Below are 19,466 nucleotides of genomic sequence, written 5' to 3'. Positions count from 1 at the left end.
TTCGCGGAAGCATTCAGATCGGAGGTAACGGCACATGACCGACGTTACGGTGAAACAATTGTCCGAAGTAGTTGGGACGCCCGTGGAACGACTGCTGGAGCAGTTGTCCGAGGCGGGAGTGCCCGTTGCGGATCCCGATCAGACCGTCACCGAGGAGCAGAAATTGCAGCTCCTGGAACATCTGCGCAAGGTTCACGGCAAGACTTCAGAGGCCGGCCAGGCCCGCCGCATTACCCTGCGACGCAAGAGCACCACGGAACTCAAAGTGACCAGCGCCCAGGGTCGCGCCAAGACCGTGAGCGTGGAGGTGCGCAAGCGTCGCACCTACGTGAAACAGGGTGAGACGGACGCCGATGTGGTTGAGACGGCGCCGGAATCCCTGGTGACGGAGACCTCCAGCGAGATCCCGGAAGTCCCGTCTTCGGTTGAGAAGACGGCTGCCGATATGGCACCGCCCGCCCCGGAGCCGACGCCGGTCGTGACGGCGGAAGTCCCGCAGCCGACACCGGAAGAGCTGGAAATGCAGGCTAAGGAAGCCGAGCGTGCCGCTGCCGAGGCTGAGTTGCGCCGTGCCGAGGAGACACAGCGGACAGCGGAAGAAGCGGCTCGCCAGGCGGCGGAAGCACTCAAGGCCCGTGAGATTGAAATGATCAAGGAGGCCGAGGCCATGGCCCGGCGCGAGGCTGAGCTCCAGACGCGCCAGGCTGTGGAAGAGGCGACCCGCAAGGCGGCCATGGAACGGGCCGCGGCCGCCGCCCCCACCACCCCCACCCCCGCCGCTGCGGCGACTCCCGGACCTGCCTCACCCTCTGGTGCTGCCGCTACCCCGGCGCCGGCGTCGGACAACCCCCGCCGCCGCCGTCGTGGCAAGGAGCGCGAAGAGGTCGGCAAGTCCAAGCGTGAAGAGCTGCACGTGGCCAGCGACAAGCGCGGCCGCCGCGGCAAGGGTAAGGCTGGACGCGGTGGGGCTGCCGCGAGTCCGACGGGCAAGCACGGTTTCGAGCGTCCCACCGCCCCGGTGGTGCGCGAAGTGAGCATTCCCGAGATGCTCACCGTGGGTGAGTTGGCCCAGAAGATGGCCATCAAGGCCCCCGAGCTGATCAAGACCCTGATGGGCATGGGTGTGATGGCCACCATCAACCAGTCCATTGATCAGGATACCGCCACCCTGGTGGTGGAGGAGATGGGGCATGTCGCCAAGCCCATGCAGGATGCCGAAGTGGGTGAGGAGCTGGCCCTGGAGACCGAGGAGATGGGCGAGGCCCTGTCGCGTCCTCCCGTGGTCACCGTCATGGGACACGTGGACCATGGCAAGACCTCTTTGCTGGACTACATCCGTCGCACCAAGGTGGCTTCGGGCGAGGCGGGGGGCATTACCCAGCACATCGGCGCCTATCACGTCCCCTTCAAGAAAGGCACCGGGATCACTTTCCTTGATACTCCCGGCCACGCGGCCTTTACCGCCATGCGTGCCCGTGGTGCCAAGGTCACCGACGTGGTGGTGCTGGTGGTGGCCGCCGATGACGGCGTCATGCCCCAGACCCTGGAGGCGATTCAGCACGCCCAGGCCGGTGAAGTGCCCATGGTGGTGGCAGTCAACAAGATCGACAAGCCCGAGGCCGATCTGGATCGGGTCAGGAACGAGTTGTCCCAGCACAACGTGATTTCCGAGGAATGGGGTGGCGATACCCAGTTCGTCCATGTCTCCGCCAAGACCGGTGATGGCATGGAGCGTCTGCTGGAGGCCATTCATCTGCAGGCGGAGTTGATGGAGCTCAAGGCGCCGAAGGAAGGCCCGGCCCGGGGTGTCGTCATCGAATCCCGCCTGGACAAGGGGCGCGGTCCCGTCGCCACCGTGCTGGTGCAGGCCGGTACCCTGAACAAGGGTGATGTGATCCTGGCCGGTCAGGAATTCGGTCGGGTGCGTGCCATGTTCGATGAGAACGGCAGGCCCGAGAAGACGGCCGGTCCCTCCATCCCGGTGGAAGTGCTGGGCCTGTCCGGCGTGCCCAATGCCGGTGACGACATGCTGGTACTGGCCGACGAACGCAAGGCCCGCGAAGTCGCTCTGTTCCGTCAGGGCAAGTTCCGCGAGTCCAAGCTGGCCACCCAGCAGGCCGCCAAGTTGGAAAACCTGTTCAGCCAGATGCAGGAAGGTGCCGCCTCGGTGGTCAATATCCTGCTCAAGGCCGATGTACAGGGTTCCGCAGAGGCCCTGCGCGACTCCCTGGAAAAGCTGTCTACCGACGAGGTCAAGGTGAAGATCGTGGCTGCCGGTGTGGGTGGTATCACCGAGTCCGACGTCAATCTGGCCAAGGCCTCCAACGCCATCATCATCGGTTTCAACGTGCGTGCCGATGCCGGTGCCCGCAAGGCAGTGGCGGAACAGGAAGTGGATCTGCGCTACTACAGCGTGATCTACGAGGCCATCGACGACGTCAAACAGGCCCTGACCGGTCTGCTCTCCCCCGAGTTGCGGGAGGAGATCGTGGGTCTGGCCCAGGTGCGGGATGTGTTCAAGTCGTCCCAGTTCGGTGCGGTGGCGGGCTGTCTGGTCATTGAGGGCTCGGTGCGCCGCGGCAACCCGATCCGCGTGCTGCGAGACAACGTGGTCGTCTACGAGGGCGAGCTGGAATCCCTGCGTCGCTTCAAGGATGACGTCAACGAGGTGCGGACCGGCACTGAGTGCGGCATCGCGGTGAAGAACTACAATGATGTGAAGCCCGGCGACCAGATCGAGGTCTACCAGCGGGTGGAAGTGGCGCGGACGCTGTAATCGCCCGTATCCGATACGCGAAGGCCTGGAGATGTTTCGAGATGCCTAAAGAATATTCCCGTGCCCAGCGCGTGGGGGATCAGATCCAGCGGGAGCTGGCCGAGCTGGTGCGTGAGGAGCTCAAGGACCCCCGGGTGGGGATGCTCACCATCGCCGGGGTGGAGGTGAGTCGGGACCTAGCCCACGCCAAGGTCTTCTTCACCGTGCTCGGGGACGATGAGGCCATCAAGGTCACCTCGGAAGGACTGCGCAAGGCGGCCGGCTTCCTGCGTCGGGAGTTGGGGCGGCGCATGCGCATCCGCTCCATACCCGAGCTGCATTTTCATTATGACGATACCCAGCGCGAAGGTGCTCGCATCTCCGCGCTGATCGACCGGGCCGTGGCCGAAGACAAGGCCCGCCATCGGGATGACACCGACGACCATTCATGAGCAAGCCAAGAATCCAGCGCCGTGATGTGCACGGCCTGATCCTGCTGGACAAGCCGGTGGGCTATACCTCCAACCAGGCCTTGCAGCGGGTGAAGTATCTGTTCAAGGCCAGAAAGGCCGGTCATACCGGCAGCCTGGATCCGCTGGCCACCGGTCTTTTGCCCCTGTGTTTCGGCGAGGCCACCAAGGTGTCCGCCTTCCTGCTGGATGCGGACAAGCAGTACCGCACCGTCTGCCGCCTGGGGGTGACCACTACCACGGCGGATGCGGAAGGAGAAGTGATCGAGACCTGCCCCGTGCCTGAACTGGATGACACCCGGATCGAGGCGGTCCTTGCCCGGTTCCGGGGTCCTATCGAGCAGATCCCGCCCATGTATTCCGCCCTCAAGCACCAGGGGCAGCGGCTCTATGATCTGGCCCGCCAGGGGCGGGAAGTGGAACGGGCACCGCGCCCGGTGACCATTCACCATCTGGACTGCCTGTCCCGGACCGCGGATACCCTGAGTCTGGATGTGGCCTGTTCCAAGGGGACCTATATCCGCACGCTGGTGGAAGATATCGGCCGGGCACTGGGGTGTGGCGCCCATGTGATCGAACTGCGGCGGGTGGGGCTGACGCCGTTCCAAGCGCCCCGGATGGTGACGCTGGCACAACTGGAGACGCTGGCCGAGCAGGGCCCCGAGGCCCTGGATACGGCGTTGCATCCGGCCGACGAGGCCCTGATGCACTGGCCCGTGGTGCATCTGGATGCGGACAGCGCCTTCTATCTTGCCCAGGGGCAGGCGGTGTTCGTACCCGGTCTTGCCCGGACCGGGTGGCTGCGACTCTACGGACCCGGTGATCGTTTCATGGGTATTGGTCAGCTCCAGGACGATGGCAAGGTGGCACCCAAGCGGCTGATGATCCCCTCGAATTCAGGGTGAAACCCTGTTCCAAACAGGGGGCGCGTGATAGAATCGCGGGCCTTCAACGAATGTAACGATTCCGGCCAAGAGGGTGCCGGGGTCAATTCCAGGAGTCTTAGAGCATGTCCCTTAGCAGTGAAGTCAAGTCCGCCATCGTGGAAAAATACCAGCGTGGTTCCGTGGACACCGGTTCCCCGGAAGTGCAGGTGGCCCTGCTGTCCGCCAGCATCCAGCACCTGATGGAGCATTTTGCCAAGCACAAGAAGGATCATCATTCCCGCCGTGGTCTGCTGAAGATGGTCAACCAGCGCCGCAAGCTGCTGGACTATCTCAAGCGCAAGGACCAGGATCGTTACCAGGAGCTGGTGAGCAGCCTCGGCCTGCGCCGTTGAGTCTCGGCCGGAGCCATCGAACAAGAACCAGTCAAAACCGGGATTCAACGTGCCGTCAATAAGCAAGTCGTTCCAGTATGGTCAGCATACCGTTACCCTCGAAACCGGCGAGATCGCCCGTCAGGCCTCCGGCGCCGTTATGGTCAATGTGGCCGGCACCGTGGTGCTGGTCACGGCGGTGGGCCGCAAGGATGCCGTGCCGGGCCGGGATTTCTTTCCCCTGACCGTGAACTATCAGGAACGGACCTATGCAGCTGGCCGTATCCCGGGTGGATTCTTTAAGCGTGAAGGTCGTCCCTCCGAAAAGGAGACCCTGACCTCCCGCCTGATCGATCGGCCCCTGCGCCCGCTGTTCCCCAAGGGCTTCATCAATGAAGTCCAGGTGGTGGCCACGGTGATGTCCCTGAACCCGGAAGTGGACCCGGACATCCCGGCCCTGCTGGGTGCCTCCGCGGCGGTGGCCTTGTCCGGCCTGCCGTTCGCCGGTCCCATCGGCGCCGCCCGGGTAGGCTATGTGGACGGTCAGTATATCCTCAACCCCGATCGTTCCCCGCTCAAGGACTCCGCCCTGGACCTGGTGGTGGCCGGTACGGCCAACGCCGTGATCATGGTGGAATCCGAAGCCGCCATGCTCTCCGAAGAGGTGATGCTGGGTGCTGTGATCTATGGGCACGAGCAGATGCAGGTGGCGATCCAGGCCATCCAGGAACTGGCCGCCGAAGCCGGCAAGCCGGCTTGGGACTGGCAGCCCGCGGAAGGCAACACCGACTTGCGTGCCCGTGTGCTGGAGGCCTGCAGTGCCGACCTGACCGCCGCCTACCAGGTGGCCGAGAAGCAGGAACGCACCCACCGCATCGCCGAGGTCCGCGAGGCCGTGGTGGCCCGCCTTGCCGATGGCGAGGAAGGCTCCCCCCTGGCCGATGAGGTCAAGGAGATCTTCCACGGTCTGGAAAAGCGCATCGTGCGCGATCGCATCCTGGACGGCCAGCCCCGTATCGACGGTCGTGACACACGCACCGTGCGTCCCATCGACGTGCGCGTCGGCGTGCTGCCCCGTACCCATGGTTCCGCCCTGTTCACCCGCGGCGAGACCCAGGCCATCGTCACTGCCACCCTGGGCACGGATCGGGACTCCCAGATCATCGATGCCATCGAGGGTGAGCGCCGCGAACGCTTCATGCTGCACTACAACTTCCCGCCTTACTGCACCGGTGAAACCGGCATGGTGGGCTCGCCCAAGCGACGTGAGATCGGCCATGGCCGTCTGGCCAAGCGGGGCGTGCAGGGCGTGATGCCGGCGGAAGGCGACTTCCCCTACGTGCTGCGCGTGGTGTCCGAGATCACCGAATCCAACGGCTCCAGCTCCATGGCTTCCGTCTGCGGTACCAGCCTGGCCCTGATGGATGCCGGCGTGCCCTTGAAGGCGCCGGTGGCCGGTGTGGCCATGGGGCTGATCAAGGACGGCGACCGTTTTGCAGTGCTGACCGACATCCTGGGTGATGAAGATCATCTGGGTGACATGGACTTCAAGGTGGCCGGCACGGAAGAGGGCGTCACCGCCCTGCAGATGGACATCAAGATCGACGGCATCACCCGTGACATCATGGAGGCCGCCCTGGCTCAGGCCCGCGAAGGTCGCCTGCATATCTTGGGTGAGATGAACAAGGTCATCAGCACCCCGCGCGTCGAGATGTCCGCCTACGCCCCACGTTTCATCACCATTCGTATCAACCCGGAAAAGATCCGCGATGTGATCGGCAAGGGCGGCGCCACCATCCGCGCCCTGACGGAAGAGACCGGTGCCACCATCGACATCGACGACAGCGGTATCGTGAAGATCGCTTCCGTGGACAAGGAGGCCGGTGAAGAGGCCCGTCGCCGGATCGAAGAGATCACCGCCGACGTGGAAGTGGGTCGGATCTACGAAGGTCGTGTAGCCAAGATCATGGACTTCGGCGCCTTCGTCACCATCCTGCCCGGTCGCGACGGTCTGGTGCATATCTCCCAGATCTCAGAAGAGCGCGTGGAGAGTGTCTCCGAGCGTGTCAAGGAAGGCGAGACCGTCAAGGTCAAGGTCCTGGAAGTGGACAAGCAGGGCCGCATCCGCCTGAGCATGAAGGCGGTCAACGAGGCTTCCTGATAAGTCCCCAAAGCCCCTCTCCCTGATCAAGGGGAGAGGGGCTTTTTTTATGTCAATCCCGCAGTAGTCTTTCCACCGCCGCCTCAAAACGCCGGGAATCCGGCGACACCATGCTGGAGAAGGTGGCCACCACCTGTCCCTCCCGGTCCACCAGGTACTTGTAGAAATTCCATCTCGGCGCCCGGCTTTGCCGTGCCAGTTCCTGGAAGATGGGGTGGGCCGTGTCACCCCGCACGCTGATGGGGGCGAACATGTCGAAACTCACGCCGAAGTTCTGAAAGCAGACCCGGGCCGTGTCTGCTTCATCATCCGCTTCCTGACGAAAGTCGTTGGACGGAAATCCCACCACCTTCAGCCCCTGGTCCGCATACTTGCGGTGCACGGCCTCCAGGGCGGAAAACTGTCCGGTGAAACCGCAATGACTGGCGGTGTTCACGATCAGCAGGGGGTGTCCGGCGAACCGCTCCCGCAGGTTGACCACCTCGCTGGAGTGCAGGCGCCGCAGGTCATGGTCAAACAGATCGCCATGGCCCGGTGCCTCCCGGGCAATGAGGCCGGGACTCCAGGGCAGGGTGATCAGCAGGGCGGTCAGAAGACATCGACGCATGGCGGGGCTCCGGGTGGGTGTGAGCTTTCAGACCCCGGCGCAAAGCCCAAGTTCTCTAGTCGGTTTCTTCCAGGGTGCCGATGAAATAGCGCTGGAGCAGACGTGCCGCCAGACTGCTGTGGGGTTCGCCGTAGCTCTTGGTCTCCCAGGCCTCGGTGCTTTCCTGCCCGCACCAGACCAGCATCATGCCCGCCGGTCCGGGATGATTCGGCACGTAGGGGGTGAGGTCATAGACCTTGCCGTGAATGGCCATCCAGCAGTCATCTGGACTGTGGTGCTCCGCCACCTGTTCAAGGGTGAAGACGGGGAGCGTGGCTTCGGTTTCATTCGCCGTGGCCGGTGTGAAGGCCATGGCCGCCAGCAGACAGAGCATCGGCGGCAGCGTGAAGGGAAGACGTGGGTGCGGGAGTCTCATGGCAGGCCTTTTTTCTTTGAGGGATGGAGGCTTCATGTCCAGCATGCACCGATTTGCCTGCCAAAGCCATGCGTCAGCGCAAGGATGCCCGGGGCCGGATCTGGTAGGGTGACGGCCGCCATCGGAACAAGAGGGTTTGTGTCGTGCGTATCGGTATTGGAATCCTGGTCTTTCTTGCCGGCCTGGCCGGCATCTTCTACGCCCTGCCCAGGGTACCCCCGGAACTGGGCATGTTCGGGGTGTTGTGGCAGCTGTCTCCCTACCTGGGGGTCATGATCGTGGGCCTGGGCATCTTTGCCTACGGCCGCAGCGAGGACGCTCCCATCGAGCGTCAGTAAGGACCAAAACCCCTCTCCCCAGGGGGAGAGGGGTGAAGGGCAGGGGGCTTGCGGCTTCAGCCGGGGCCTTCCTTCTCGTCCTGCCCGTTCTCTTTCTCCTTGCGCATTTCCTCCTTCTGCTCCTTGAGGTATTGCACCTTCTCCTTGGCAAGTACTCCCGCCAGCAGGAGCAGGGCGATCAGGTTGGGCGCCGCCATCAGGCCGTTGAGGGTGTCCGAGATATCCCAGATGGTGGTCAGGCCGCCGATGGCCCCCAGATACAGAAAGCCGATGAAGATGATTCGGTACGGCAGGATGACCCGTTTACCAAAGGCATACTCCCAGCTCTTTTCCCCGTAGAAGTTCCAGGTCAGCATGGTGGTGTAGGAAAACAGCACGATGGCACATAGCACCACCCAGCCACCCAGGCCCGGCAGGCCGAGGGAGAAGGCGCTGGTGGTGAGTTCGGCCCCGGTCTGTCCCGTCTGTATCACCCCCGTCACCAGGATCACCAGGGCGGTCATGGTGCAGATCACCAGGGTATCGATGAACACCTCCCACATGCCCCACAGGCCCTGGGCAAAGGGCTTGTTACGGGCCTGGGCGTGGACGATGGACGCCGAGCCCAGACCGGCCTCGTTGGAAAAGATCCCCCGGGCAATGCCGTAGCGGATGGCACCGGCCACCGTGGCGCCGGCAAAACCACCGATGGCCGAGGCCGGGGTGAAGGCACCGCTGATGATCTGTGCGAAGGCGCCGGGGATCTGGTCGTAGTAGCTGATCAGGATGCCAACGGCGCCGATCACATAGATCAGGGCCATCGTGGGTACGATGCGTTCCGCGGTCACCGCGATGCGCTTGATACCCCCCAGGGTGACAGCGCCCACCAGGAGCATGACGCCGATGCCGGTGGCCCAGTTGGGGATGCCCAGTCCGGTTTCCATGGCATGGGCCATGGTGTTGGCCTGCACCATGTTGCCGATGCCGAAGGCGGCCAGTCCTGCCAGGATGGCATAGAGTACGGCCAGCCACTTCCAGCGCTTGCCCAGGCCGTTCTCGATGTAATAGAAAACCCCGCCGGAGACCCGGCCGTCATCCTCCACGCGTCGATATTTCAGGCCCAACGTGGCTTCGGCCAGTTTGGTGGCCATGCCCACCAGAGCCACCATCCACATCCAGAAGACGGCCCCCGGCCCCCCAAGGGCGATGGCGGTGGCCACGCCGGCGATATTGCCGACGCCGATGGTGGCCGCCATGGCCGAGGACACCGCCTGGAACGGGGTGATGGCGCCCTTGTCCTGGGCGGATTTTTTACGGAACAGGGTGGCGAAGGTGCGCTGCCAGGCGAAGCGCAGATGGGTGAACTGGAAAAAACCCAGGCGGAAGGTGAGATAGAGACCGGTGCCCACCAGCAGGATCATGAAGGGCGGGCCCCAGACGACCCCATTGAGCCAGTTGTTAAAGTCGATCAAGGTCTGAAGCACTTTATTGTTCTCCTTGGGTATTCCTTCAGGGCCGTTATCGCTGCAATACCAGTCCCCGGGGCAGGTTGGCGTAGCCTGCCCCGGGACTCCATCGATCATACCCTTTGACCCGTGACGGGCTAACCCGGGGTGCTCAAAAAAATGCCCCCAAGCCAGTCTCCAATCCTGCGTTCAGGCCAGTAGCGCCCCACGCCTTCGACGAAACCCACATGACCGCCACCCCGGGTCAGTTCCAGGCGGGTGCTGGGCGAGAGTTCATCGGCCGTGGGGACTGTCCCCGGCGTCATGAACGGGTCATTGCGGGCGTGCAGGATGAGGGTAGGGCGGCGGATACCCCGCAGATAGGGTCGGGAACTGCAGCGGGTGTAGTAATCATCCACACCGGTAAAACCGTGCAAGGGAGCGGTGACGGTATCGTCGAATTCCCGGAAGGTTCGCAGCCGCTTCAGGGTGCTGCAGTTCAGTGGCATGGGCATGAGTCGGCACTTTCTCCAGGTGGAACGCTTCAGGCGCCCTACCAGATACCATTGGTAAAAGCGGGAGAGACCCTGTTCCATGCGCCGGGCCGACTGATCCAGGTCGAAGGGGACGGAGATGGCGACGGCGGCAGCCAGAGGATTGTCCGTGCCGGTTTCCCCCAGCCACTTGAGCAGGGCGTTGCCTCCCAGCGAGACACCGATGGCGGCAACGGGTCTTGCGGGATCCTGCCGCAACAGGTATTCGACCAGCCAGGCCATGTCCCCGGTGTCACCGGCAAAATAGCTGCGGGGCAGGCGATTGGGCTCGCCGCTGCAGCCCCTGAAATGCATGGTCAGGGTCTGGAACCCCTGGTCGTGCAGGCGTCGCATGAGTCCGTTGGCGTAGGGCGAACGGCTGGAACCTTCCAGCCCGTGGAACAGGATCACCCGGGGGCCGGGCTGCTCCGGCGCCCAGTCAAGATCCATGAAATCCCCATCGGGCAGCTCCAGGCGTTCCCGTCGCAGGGGGATCAGTGATCGTCGGCGCATCAGGGTGGGCGCGAGAGTCTGCAGATGGGCGCCCGGCAGCCACCAGGCCGGACGAAAGTCACCCTCAATCAGCATGGGTCCGGGATCCTTGGCGGGTGTCACAGTGAATCAACAATGTCATGCTACTCCTTTGAGCATTCGTTCCCTCTCACCCCCCGAACTTTCTAACCCCAATGGGGAGCGGATACATAGTATCCTGACTTGAATCTGCCGCCTTGACTCGTTAAAACAGGCTAACACTCAAAAAGTGATCCGACCCCATGGACCTATCTTCAATCCGCACCGCCTACCGCCGCTATGCCCGTTACTACGACAGGGTGTTCGGACCGATCTTCGCCGGGGGCCGGCGCATGGCTGTGCACTTGGTCAACAATGGTCCCGGGCAGCGCATTCTGGAAGTGGGTGTCGGCACCGGCCTGTCGTTGCCGGAATATCGTCGGGATGCCCGTGTGGTCGGCATCGACATCAGCCCTGACATGCTGCAGCTGGCTCGGGAACGGACCCGGGACGAGTCGCTGCCCCAGGTGGAGGCCCTGCTGGAGATGGATGCGGAGGCGCTGGCGTTTCCGGACAACAGCTTTGACGGGGTGGTGGCCATGTATGTGGCTTCGGTCGTGCCTAATCCGGACAGGCTGATGGCGGAGATGCGCCGTGTCTGTGTACCCGGCGGGGATGTGGTGGTGATCAATCATTTCGCCTCCCGGCATCCTTTTCTGCGGCGGCTGGAGCAGATGCTGCGTCCGCTCTCCCGTCTCATGGGTTTTCGTCCTGACATGGAACTGGACAGCCTGCCGCAATGGCCGGATCTCCATCGCGTGGGGGTGCACAAGACCAATCTGTTCGGTTACTGGAAACTGGTTCATTATCGCAGCAGTGATGCCCCGGTGCCGCTGGAGGGCGGTGGCGATGGGCCGGTCGTGGTCAAGGCTGCCGACCAGCCCGGCTGAATGTCCACCCGTCACCAGCGCGCCCCGCCCCAGGAACCACGGAAAATCCCATGACCATTGACTGGAAGTCCTACGACCCGGCTGGATTCTATGATGAGCTCATCGCCGCCCCGGGACAGGCACGGGAGGCAGCACTCACCCTGACCAATTATCTGCGCTCCCTGAGCGATGAGGAACTGCACGAACGCAAGGCGGCCGCCGAGCACGCCATCGTGGAGATGGGGATCACCTTCACGGTGTACACCGAAGGGGGTAACATCGACCGGGCCTGGCCCTTCGACATCATCCCCCGCATCATCCCCCGCAGTGAGTGGGCACGGGTGGAGGCGGGGCTGGCCCAGCGGCTCACGGCCCTGAACCTGTTCATCAACGATCTCTACAACGAACAGCGCATCGTCAAGGACAAGGTCTTTCCCAAGTCGGTACTGGCCAAGTCGAAGAACTTTCGCGAGCAATGCATCGGCATCCAGCCGACCCATGGTGTCTGGGCCCACATCTGCGGTTCCGACCTGGTGCGCGATGCCGACGGTACCTTCTACGTGTTGGAGGACAACCTGCGCGTCCCGTCCGGGGTGTCCTACATGCTGGAAAACCGCCAGGTCACCAAGCGGGTCTTCCCCGAACTGTTCGAGAACTACAGCATCCGCCCGGTGGACGAGTACCCCTCTTTGCTGTTTGACATGCTGGCTGCCCTGTCCCCTCGCCCCATGGACTATCCGCAGGTGGTGGTACTGACCCCCGGCATCTATAACTCCGCCTATTTCGAGCATGCCTATCTGGCGCAGCGCATGGGGGCCGAACTGGTGGAGGGGGCTGACCTGGTGGTGAGTGACGATGACTGTGTCTACATGCGCACGGTCGCGGGTCTGGAACGGGTGGACGTGATCTACCGGCGCATTGATGACCTGTTCCTGGATCCGGAGGCCTTCAATCCCGACTCCATGCTGGGGGTGAAGGGACTGATGCGGGCTTGGCGCAAGGGCAACGTGGCCCTGGTGAACGCCCCCGGTGCGGGGGTGGCGGACGACAAGGTGGTCTATGCTTTCGTGCCCAAGATGATCCGCTACTACCTGGACCAGGACCCGATCATCCCCAATGTGCCCACCCATCTGTGCATGAACCCCAAGGAGCGGGAGTACGTGCTGGCCAACCTGGAACATCTGGTGGTCAAACCCGCCAATGAGTCCGGTGGCTACGGCATGATCGTCGGCCCCCATGCCACGCGCAAGCAGCGCCAGGAGTTCGCCGAGCTGATCCGCAAGGACCCGCGCAACTATATCGCCCAGCCCACCCTGAAGCTCTCCACCTCACCCACCCTGTGCGATGGTCATCTGGAGCCCCGCCATCTGGATCTGCGCCCCTTCATCCTGCAGGGGGTGCGTACCGACGTGACTGCCGGTGGCCTGACCCGGGTAGCCTTGCGCAAAGGCTCCCTGGTGGTCAACTCCTCCCAGGGCGGGGGGAGCAAGGACACCTGGATCGTCGATACGGAATGACCTCGTCCTTGTCCCTCAACCTGCAGGCCTGACCCCATGCTTTCACGTGTTGCCGAACGTCTTTACTGGATGGCCCGCTACATTGAGCGGGCCGAGAATGCCGCGCGCATGGTCACCGCCTTCAACCATCTGGCCCTGGACATGCCCCGCAGCGTGCGCCTGTCCTGGCGGGGTATGGTGTCCATTACCGGCAATGAATCGATCTACGAAAAGAACTACCGCAAGTACGATGAACGCAACGTGGTGAAGTTCCTGCTGGCGGACGGCGATAACCCGGGGTCTATCCTCAATGCCTTGCGGGCGGCCCGGGAAAATGTGCGTACCACCCGGGATCTGGTCCCCAGCGAGGTCTGGGAGACGGTGAACGAGCTGTATCACTATGCCGACTCCGCCGTGGACACCGGGCTGAGTAAGCGGGGACGCTATCAGTACCTGGTCAAGGTGATCAGCCATTGCCAGCAGCTTACCGGCATGTTGGCGGGCACCATGAGTCATGACGCGGCCTATGACTTCATTCGCGCCGGCCGTAATCTGGAGCGGGCGGATATGACCACTCGCCTGCTGGATGTGGGGGCCATGGGGCTGTTGAGCAACGATCCTCAGGACGAGGCTGCCATGGCCCAGTTCGAGAGCCTGCTGTGGGTGAATATCCTCAAGTCCCTCAGTGCCTTCCAGATGTATCGCCAGCATGTACGGCGACGGGTCAATGGCGAGGATGTGCTTAAATTCATCTTTCAGGACCGCGAGTTTCCCCGTGCCGTGGCCCATGCCCTGGGCGAGGTGGAAATCAGTCTGACCAATCTGCCCCGCAACGAGATCGCCTTGCGCCTGGCCATTCAGGTCAGGCGTCATGTGATGGAAGCCAACGTCGACAAGCTTCTGGAGGCAGATGAACTGCACCGCTTCATCGACCAGCTCCAGCAGGAGATGAATGAATTGCACGACATGATCGCCGACACCTGGTTCAGTCTGGACAGGGCTGTCTGACCGGGCCCCGGCCCGGCTTACCTCATGGCTGTCCACGCGCCCCTGCCGCTGTTGACCCCGGAATACGCCCTGTCCGGGAACCGCTTTGATGAGCTGCTCACGCCCGAGGGTGCCCTGCGTCCGCAATGGGAGCCGATCATGGGGGCCTTGGCGCAGTTGGGACGGGAGGGGCTGGCGGAGCGGGCCGCGGATGTCGGGCGCCTGCTGCGGGAAAGCGGGGTCACTTACAACGTCTATTCCGACCCTCAGGGGGCTGAGCGCTCCTGGCCGCTGGATCCGGTGCCCATGGTGCTGGAAAGCAAGGAATGGGCCGTCATCGAGACCGGCCTCATCCAGCGGGCGGAACTTCTGAACCTGATCCTCAAGGATCTTTATGGTCCCCGCGAACTGATCCGCAAGGGCCTGCTGCCCCTGGAACTGATCTATGGGTATCCGGGGTTTCTGCGTCCCTGTGTCGGCAGTCTGCCCGAGGTCCCCAATCCCCTGGCCCTGTATGCGGCCGACCTGGTGCGCCGTCCCGATGGACATTTCGTGGTCCTGGGGGACCGTACCCAGGCCCCTTCCGGGGCCGGGTATGCCCTGGAGAACCGGGTGATCCTGTCCCGGGTGTTCCCCAGCCTGTATCGGGATGCCCAGGCCCATCGCCTCACCCGTTTCTTCCAGACCCTGCGCCAAAGTCTGATCGGGTTGCCTTCGCCCGCCACCGGGCCGGATGCCCCACGGGTGGTGCTACTGTCCCCCGGTCCCCTCAACGAGACCTGGTTCGAGCATGTGTACCTGGCCGGTTACCTGGGATACACCCTGGTGCAGGGGCAGGACCTGGTGGTTTCCGAAGGGCGGGTCTGGTTGCGCTCGCTGAACGGTCCGGAGCCGGTGGACGTGATCCTGCGTCGTGTGGATGACAGCTTTTGTGACCCGCTGGAACTGCGTCAGGATTCCCGGCTGGGGGTAGCGGGTCTTTTGGAGGTGGCGCGACAGGGGCGGGTGGCCATCGTCAACCCCCTGGGCAGTGGTGTGTTGGAGTGTCCGGCCCTGTCGGCCTATCTGCCCGCCATTGCCCGCCACCTGCTGGGGCAGGACCTGATCCTGTCCACGGTAGAAACCTGGTGGTGTGGTGACCCCCTGCAGCGGGAGTACGTACTGTCCCGACTGGAACAGCTGGTGATCCGCGATCTGGAGCCGGGCCGCAGTGCCACTCTGTTCGGCGATACGCTCTCCCGTTCCGAGCGTGAGGCCCTGAAGGACCGCATCCATGCCAATCCTCGTGGTTTCGTGGCCCAGGAACGGCTGGAATTGTCCACCCTGCCGGCCTTGGGGCCGGCAGGGGACCTGGAGCCCCGTCGTGGCTGGCTGCGGACCTACCTGTGTGCCCGGGAAGGTGATTACGTGGTGATGCCCGGCGGCCTGTCCCGGGTGGCCGGTTCCCGGGGCGCCGCCTGGGTCTCGAATCAGGCAGGCGGCGTGAGCAAGGATACCTGGGTGCTGGCCTCCGAGGCCGAACCGTCACTGGGTCTGGTGGGGGCCATGCCCATGGTGGGCGGGCTGGGTACGCCGGTATCGCTGTCGGGGCGGGTGGCGGAAAATCTGTTCTGGATGGGGCGCTATGCGGAGCGGGCCGAGGGCACCCTGCGGCTCATACAGGTGGTGCTGACGCGCCGCCGCCTGGTGAGGGAGTCCGGTGCCATCGGTACCCGGGATGCCACCCTGCGCACCCTGCTGCGGGCACTGACTCATCTAACGGCCACGTATCCCGGTTTTGTCCTGGCTGGGGCGGAGACCGCCCTGGCCGATCCGGCACCGGAATTACTGGAACTCATCCTCAATCGTGAACGCATCGGTAGCCTGGGTTTTACCCTGCAGGCCCTGCTGCGGGCCGGTCACGAGTTGCGAGACCGCATCTCCGGTGACAGTTGGCGGGTCATCTCGGGCCTGCAGGAGCGCAGCAATGCCCTGGGGCAGTGGCGACCCCATGATCCGGAACACCTGGCACGCAACCTGGATGAACTCATCACGCACCTGCTGGCTATGTCCGGTCTGGCCCAGGAGAGCACGCCCAGGCACCTGAACTGGGTCTTCCTGGACGCCGGGCGACGTCTGGAGCGGGGGCTGCTGTTGACCAGCCTGCTGCGGGCCACCCTGGTGCGTCCCTGTGCGCCGGAGGACGAACCGCCGCTGCTGGAAGCGGTCCTTAACTATGCCGAGAACACCGCCGCCGATCCCCAGGCACTGCGTCCGGAGGCCCTGCTGGACAGCCTGCTGGTCGACGAGCGAAACCCTCGTTCCCTGGGTTTTCAATTGGCGGCCCTGGAGTGCCACGGGGCGGCCATGCCGCGCACTGAGCGGGACGAGCGCCTGACCCCGGCGGAGCGCCTGATCTTGGAGGCGCGCACTGAACTGCGTCGCCTGCAGTTGCGCGAATTGACGCAGCCGGATGCGCAGGGGGGGCATCGTCAGGCACTGGATCAGTGTCTGGCACGCCAGCAGCACCTGCTCGGCAGCGCCTCTCAAGCCCTGAGCCGATCCTATTTTGATTTCACACGCAGCCAGCATCTGCTGGTCTCCAATCTGCCGGTACCGGGGATATGAAGTATCGTATCCGGCATGTCACCCATTACCACTATCCCGGTCCCGTGAGCCTGTGCCACAACGAGCTTCATCTGGCACCCCGGGACACGGCCGTTCAGTCCCTGCAGTCGCTGGAAATCCAGGTGTCACCGCTACCTGGTTACCAGGCGGAGCGGCTGGATTTTTTCGGCAACCGGGTCCATTGCTTCAGTATCCGGCAGAGCCATCGCGAACTGGAGATCACGGCCGGCAGTCAGGTGATCCTGCAGCCCTCCGGGGCGGAGCCACGGGGTCTGCAGGCCTGGGAAACGGTGTGCGATCGGCTGTTGCAGGAGAACACGTCCGAGACCCTGGACGCCCGTCAATATGTGCTGCCTTCGCCCCAGGTGCCGCTGTTATCGGAGTTGCATGACTATGCGGCCCGCTCCCTCTTGCCGGGGCGACCCCTGCGCGAGGCGGTGGAGGAGTTGATGGGGCGGATTTTTCAGGATTTCGAATATCGGCCGGGGTTTACTTCCGTGAGCACGGAGCTGTCCATGGTGATGCGTCATCGCTGCGGGGTCTGCCAGGACTTTGCCCACCTGGCGCTGGGCTGTCTGCGCAGTCATGGCCTGGCGGCGCGCTATGTGAGCGGCTATCTGGAAACCCTGCCGCCGCCGGGGCAGAAAAAGCTGGAAGGGGCCGATGCTTCCCATGCCTGGTTTTCCGTGTACATCCCGGGCGAGGGCTGGCTGGACCTGGATCCCACCAACAACCTGATCCCCATGGATCGGCATATTACCCTGGCCTGGGGACGGGACTATACGGATGTGACGCCGGTCAAGGGCGTGCTGTTCGGCGGCGGCGATTCCCACGCCCTGGAAGTCCGGGTGGACGTGGTGCGGGAAGGGTAAGACGGGCACAAAAAAGCCCTTCTCCCCGGGGCGGGGAGAAGGGCTTCATGGTGGCCGCCTTAGTGCTGCGAGGCCTTGTCGATGCCGATACCCGTCTGGGCACGGATGTACTGAGCTTCGAACAGCGCCTTGTCCACCGCCGCCCGCTTGGACTTGTCAAGCAGGGAGAAGATCCAGATGCCCAGGAAGGCAATGGTCACGGTGAACAGCGCCGGGTTGCTGTAGGGCACGATGGCCTGTTCATTACCCAGCACCTGCACCCACACGTTCGGACCCAGGACCACCATCACCACGGCCGAGATCAGGCCCAGGGTGCCGCCCAGTACCGCGCCCAGGGTGGTCATGCCGCCCCAGTACATGGACATGATCAGCACCGGGAAGGTGGTGGAAGCGGCAATGGTGAATGCCAGGCCCACCAGGAAGGCGATGTTCTGGCTCTGGAAGGTGATTCCCAGCAGCACCGCGATCACGCCCAGCACCAGGGTGGCCACGCGGGACACCCGCATCTCCTGCTGACTGGTGGCCTTCTTGTTGATCACGCTGGCGTACAGGTCATGGGAGATGGCCGAGGCACCGGCCAGGGTCAGACCGGCTACCACCGCCAGGATGGTGGCGAAGGCCACGGCGGAGATGAAGCCCAGGAACAGGTCGCCGCCCAGGGCATGGGACAGGTGAACCGCGGGCATGTTGGAACCACCCAGCATGTTGCCGGCTTCGTCGAAGTAGGCCGGGTTGCCCATCACGAAGGCGATGGCACCCATGCCGATGATGAAGGTCAGCACATAGAAGTAGCCGATGAAGCCGGTGGCATAGAACACGGACTTGCGGGCTTCCTTGGCGCTGGGCACGGTGAAGAAGCGCATCAGGATATGCGGCAGGCCGGCGGTACCGAACATCAGGGCGATACCCAGGGAGATGGCGGAGATCGGGTCGCTCACCAGGCCGCCCACATCGAAGATGGTTTCACCTTTCTGGTGGGTCTCCGCTGCGGTACGGAACAGGGTCTCCAGGCTGAAGCCGGACAGGTACAGGGCCATCACCGCGATGAAGGTGGCACCGGAGAGCAGCAGCACCGCCTTGATGATCTGCACCCAGGTGGTGGCCAGCATGCCGCCGAAGGTCACGTAGGCAATGATCAGCATGCCCACGATGACCACGGCCACTTCAAAGCTCAGACCGAACAGGGTCTGGATCAGGGCGCCCGCGCCCACCATCTGGGCGATCAGGTAGAGCAGGACGATGGTGATGCCGGCAAAGGCCGAGAACACGCGGATCGGGGTGCGCTGAAAGCGAAAGGACACCACGTCGGAGAAGGTGAACTTACCCAGGTTGCGCAGGCGTTCGGACATGATGAACATGATCACCGGCCAGCCCACCAGAAAGCCGATGGAGTAGATCAGGCCATCGAAGCCGGAGGTATAGACCAGCGCGGTGATCCCCAGGAAGGAGGCTGCGGACATGTAGTCGCCGGCGATGGCCAGGCCGTTCTGGAAACCGGTGATGCCGCCGCCCGCGGTGTAGAAGTCGGAGGCGGTCTTGGTGCGCCGGGCCGCCCAGTAGGTGACGCCCATGGTGGCGACCACGAAGACCAGGAACATGATGGTGGAGGCATAGCTGATGCCATCCCCCGCGTAGGCGTTGGCCGAAGCCATGAGCAATGCCGCGAAAGACAGGGCTAGCAGGACTTTCATTTGGCAAGCTCCCTTACTTTTTCACTCAGTTTGTCGAACTCGGTGTTGGCCTTGTAGACATAGATGCCGGTGAGCAGGAAGGCAAACACGATGATGCTCACGCCCATGGGCACGCCCAGGGTGACGATGCTGTCACCGAAGGGACGGATGGACAGCACGGACGGTGCAAAAGCCACCAGCATGATGAAGGCGTAATACACCAACAGCATGAGTGCGCTCAGTCCCCAGGCCAGCCTTGACCGCTTCTTGACGAGCTGCTGGAAATTGGGATCCGCCTTGATACGATCGATCGTACTTTGGTCCATGGACCTCCCCTCTATCAGGTTGACTTTGGTTATGATCAAATAACTTTTTGTTGCAGCGCAAAAAGTCTGCTGCGCAGTTTACCCACATGCCGTCGACATGCGAAATAA

Annotated in this window: 17 protein-coding genes; 11 read left to right on the top strand and 6 right to left on the bottom strand. The window is 63.4% G+C overall.

What is annotated here, in order from left to right:
• Positions 1–34: 34 nt before the first annotated feature.
• The 5 genes from infB (at position 35) to pnp (ending at position 6,644) form a co-directional block, all read left to right on the top strand.
• Complete coding sequence (gene infB, locus LQ952_RS04340) at positions 35–2,776, top strand: translation initiation factor IF-2 (protein ID WP_238621433.1); 2,742 nt, start codon at positions 35–37, stop codon at positions 2,774–2,776.
• Positions 2,777–2,817: 41 nt separating this feature from the next.
• A complete protein-coding gene (rbfA, locus tag LQ952_RS04335; RefSeq protein ID WP_238621432.1) occupies positions 2,818–3,207 on the top strand; it encodes a 30S ribosome-binding factor RbfA in 390 nt (129 codons plus the stop codon).
• Entirely contained in the window at positions 3,204–4,130 is a 927-nt protein-coding gene (truB, locus tag LQ952_RS04330; RefSeq protein ID WP_238621431.1) for a tRNA pseudouridine(55) synthase TruB, read from the top strand. The genes rbfA and truB overlap by 4 nt, the downstream gene beginning before the upstream one ends.
• A gap of 104 nt (positions 4,131–4,234) precedes the next feature.
• Positions 4,235–4,504, top strand: coding sequence for a 30S ribosomal protein S15 (gene rpsO, locus LQ952_RS04325; protein ID WP_238621430.1), 270 nt, complete (start codon positions 4,235–4,237; stop codon positions 4,502–4,504).
• A gap of 49 nt (positions 4,505–4,553) precedes the next feature.
• Positions 4,554–6,644, top strand: coding sequence for a polyribonucleotide nucleotidyltransferase (pnp, locus tag LQ952_RS04320; protein WP_238621429.1), 2,091 nt, complete (start codon positions 4,554–4,556; stop codon positions 6,642–6,644).
• Between the two features lie 52 nt (positions 6,645–6,696).
• Here pnp and LQ952_RS04315 read toward each other — a convergent pair whose 3' ends face one another.
• Together LQ952_RS04315 and LQ952_RS04310 are read right to left on the bottom strand one after the other, a co-directional pair.
• Positions 6,697–7,251 (bottom strand): glutathione peroxidase, encoded by a 555-nt coding sequence (locus tag LQ952_RS04315; RefSeq protein ID WP_238621428.1) that lies wholly within the window; start codon positions 7,249–7,251, stop codon positions 6,697–6,699.
• Between the two features lie 55 nt (positions 7,252–7,306).
• The gene (locus LQ952_RS04310; RefSeq protein WP_238621427.1) at positions 7,307–7,666 is read right to left on the bottom strand and encodes a cytochrome b5 domain-containing protein; all 360 of its coding nucleotides are present in this window, start codon (positions 7,664–7,666) and stop codon (positions 7,307–7,309) included.
• A gap of 143 nt (positions 7,667–7,809) precedes the next feature.
• Here LQ952_RS04310 and LQ952_RS04305 point away from each other — a divergent pair, with 143 nt between their 5' ends.
• Positions 7,810–8,004 carry a hypothetical protein gene (locus tag LQ952_RS04305; protein ID WP_008932680.1) on the top strand — a complete coding sequence of 65 codons (195 nt, stop codon included), beginning with the start codon at positions 7,810–7,812 and terminating at the stop codon, positions 8,002–8,004.
• A gap of 56 nt (positions 8,005–8,060) precedes the next feature.
• On the opposite strand, the gene LQ952_RS04300 is transcribed toward LQ952_RS04305, so the two are convergent.
• On the bottom strand, positions 8,061–9,467 hold the full coding sequence (locus tag LQ952_RS04300; RefSeq protein ID WP_238621426.1) for an alanine/glycine:cation symporter family protein: 1,407 nt from the start codon (positions 9,465–9,467) through the stop codon (positions 8,061–8,063).
• A 119-nt stretch (positions 9,468–9,586) separates the two neighbouring features.
• Positions 9,587–10,549 carry a hydrolase gene (locus LQ952_RS04295; protein WP_238621425.1) on the bottom strand — a complete coding sequence of 321 codons (963 nt, stop codon included), beginning with the start codon at positions 10,547–10,549 and terminating at the stop codon, positions 9,587–9,589.
• Between the two features lie 185 nt (positions 10,550–10,734).
• Between LQ952_RS04295 and LQ952_RS04290 the strand changes: the two genes are divergently transcribed.
• The 5 genes from LQ952_RS04290 to LQ952_RS04270 are packed head-to-tail and all read left to right on the top strand — an operon-like array spanning position 10,735 to position 17,362.
• Positions 10,735–11,421 carry a class I SAM-dependent methyltransferase gene (locus tag LQ952_RS04290; RefSeq protein ID WP_238621424.1) on the top strand — a complete coding sequence of 229 codons (687 nt, stop codon included), beginning with the start codon at positions 10,735–10,737 and terminating at the stop codon, positions 11,419–11,421.
• A 50-nt stretch (positions 11,422–11,471) separates the two neighbouring features.
• On the top strand, positions 11,472–12,917 hold the full coding sequence (locus LQ952_RS04285) for a circularly permuted type 2 ATP-grasp protein (protein WP_238621423.1): 1,446 nt from the start codon (positions 11,472–11,474) through the stop codon (positions 12,915–12,917).
• A gap of 36 nt (positions 12,918–12,953) precedes the next feature.
• Positions 12,954–13,904 (top strand): alpha-E domain-containing protein, encoded by a 951-nt coding sequence (locus LQ952_RS04280; protein WP_238621422.1) that lies wholly within the window; start codon positions 12,954–12,956, stop codon positions 13,902–13,904.
• A gap of 24 nt (positions 13,905–13,928) precedes the next feature.
• Complete coding sequence (locus LQ952_RS04275; protein WP_238621421.1) at positions 13,929–16,490, top strand: circularly permuted type 2 ATP-grasp protein; 2,562 nt, start codon at positions 13,929–13,931, stop codon at positions 16,488–16,490.
• Positions 16,487–17,362, top strand: a complete 876-nt coding sequence (locus tag LQ952_RS04270; protein WP_238621420.1) for a transglutaminase family protein — start codon at positions 16,487–16,489, stop codon at positions 17,360–17,362. The genes LQ952_RS04275 and LQ952_RS04270 overlap by 4 nt, the downstream gene beginning before the upstream one ends.
• Positions 17,363–17,421: 59 nt before the next feature.
• On the opposite strand, the gene LQ952_RS04265 is transcribed toward LQ952_RS04270, so the two are convergent.
• Positions 17,422–19,053 carry a cation acetate symporter gene (locus LQ952_RS04265; RefSeq protein WP_255722028.1) on the bottom strand — a complete coding sequence of 544 codons (1,632 nt, stop codon included), beginning with the start codon at positions 19,051–19,053 and terminating at the stop codon, positions 17,422–17,424.
• A complete protein-coding gene (locus LQ952_RS04260) occupies positions 19,050–19,358 on the bottom strand; it encodes a DUF485 domain-containing protein (RefSeq protein ID WP_238621419.1) in 309 nt (102 codons plus the stop codon). The genes LQ952_RS04265 and LQ952_RS04260 overlap by 4 nt, the downstream gene beginning before the upstream one ends.
• Between the last annotated feature and the right edge of the window lie 108 nt (positions 19,359–19,466).

Source organism: Ectothiorhodospira lacustris, assembly GCF_022227785.1.
GTDB lineage: Bacteria > Pseudomonadota > Gammaproteobacteria > Ectothiorhodospirales > Ectothiorhodospiraceae > Ectothiorhodospira > Ectothiorhodospira lacustris.
This window is presented reverse-complemented; position numbering and strand designations above follow the sequence as displayed.

What these genes read in the sequence shown, in the direction of transcription:
- infB (WP_238621433.1), top strand. Translation starts at nt 35, where the DNA reads ATGACCGACGTTACGGTGAAACAATTGTCCGAAGTAGTTGGGACGCCC.
- rbfA (WP_238621432.1), top strand. Translation starts at nt 2,818, where the DNA reads ATGCCTAAAGAATATTCCCGTGCCCAGCGCGTGGGGGATCAGATCCAG.
- truB (WP_238621431.1), top strand. Translation starts at nt 3,204, where the DNA reads ATGAGCAAGCCAAGAATCCAGCGCCGTGATGTGCACGGCCTGATCCTG.
- rpsO (WP_238621430.1), top strand. Translation starts at nt 4,235, where the DNA reads ATGTCCCTTAGCAGTGAAGTCAAGTCCGCCATCGTGGAAAAATACCAG.
- LQ952_RS04315 (WP_238621428.1), bottom strand. Translation starts at nt 7,251, where the DNA reads ATGCGTCGATGTCTTCTGACCGCCCTGCTGATCACCCTGCCCTGGAGT.
- LQ952_RS04310 (WP_238621427.1), bottom strand. Translation starts at nt 7,666, where the DNA reads ATGAGACTCCCGCACCCACGTCTTCCCTTCACGCTGCCGCCGATGCTC.
- LQ952_RS04295 (WP_238621425.1), bottom strand. Translation starts at nt 10,549, where the DNA reads ATGCTGATTGAGGGTGACTTTCGTCCGGCCTGGTGGCTGCCGGGCGCC.
- LQ952_RS04290 (WP_238621424.1), top strand. Translation starts at nt 10,735, where the DNA reads ATGGACCTATCTTCAATCCGCACCGCCTACCGCCGCTATGCCCGTTAC.
- LQ952_RS04285 (WP_238621423.1), top strand. Translation starts at nt 11,472, where the DNA reads ATGACCATTGACTGGAAGTCCTACGACCCGGCTGGATTCTATGATGAG.
- LQ952_RS04280 (WP_238621422.1), top strand. Translation starts at nt 12,954, where the DNA reads ATGCTTTCACGTGTTGCCGAACGTCTTTACTGGATGGCCCGCTACATT.
- LQ952_RS04275 (WP_238621421.1), top strand. Translation starts at nt 13,929, where the DNA reads ATGGCTGTCCACGCGCCCCTGCCGCTGTTGACCCCGGAATACGCCCTG.
- LQ952_RS04270 (WP_238621420.1), top strand. Translation starts at nt 16,487, where the DNA reads ATGAAGTATCGTATCCGGCATGTCACCCATTACCACTATCCCGGTCCC.
- LQ952_RS04265 (WP_255722028.1), bottom strand. Translation starts at nt 19,053, where the DNA reads ATGAAAGTCCTGCTAGCCCTGTCTTTCGCGGCATTGCTCATGGCTTCG.
- LQ952_RS04260 (WP_238621419.1), bottom strand. Translation starts at nt 19,358, where the DNA reads ATGGACCAAAGTACGATCGATCGTATCAAGGCGGATCCCAATTTCCAG.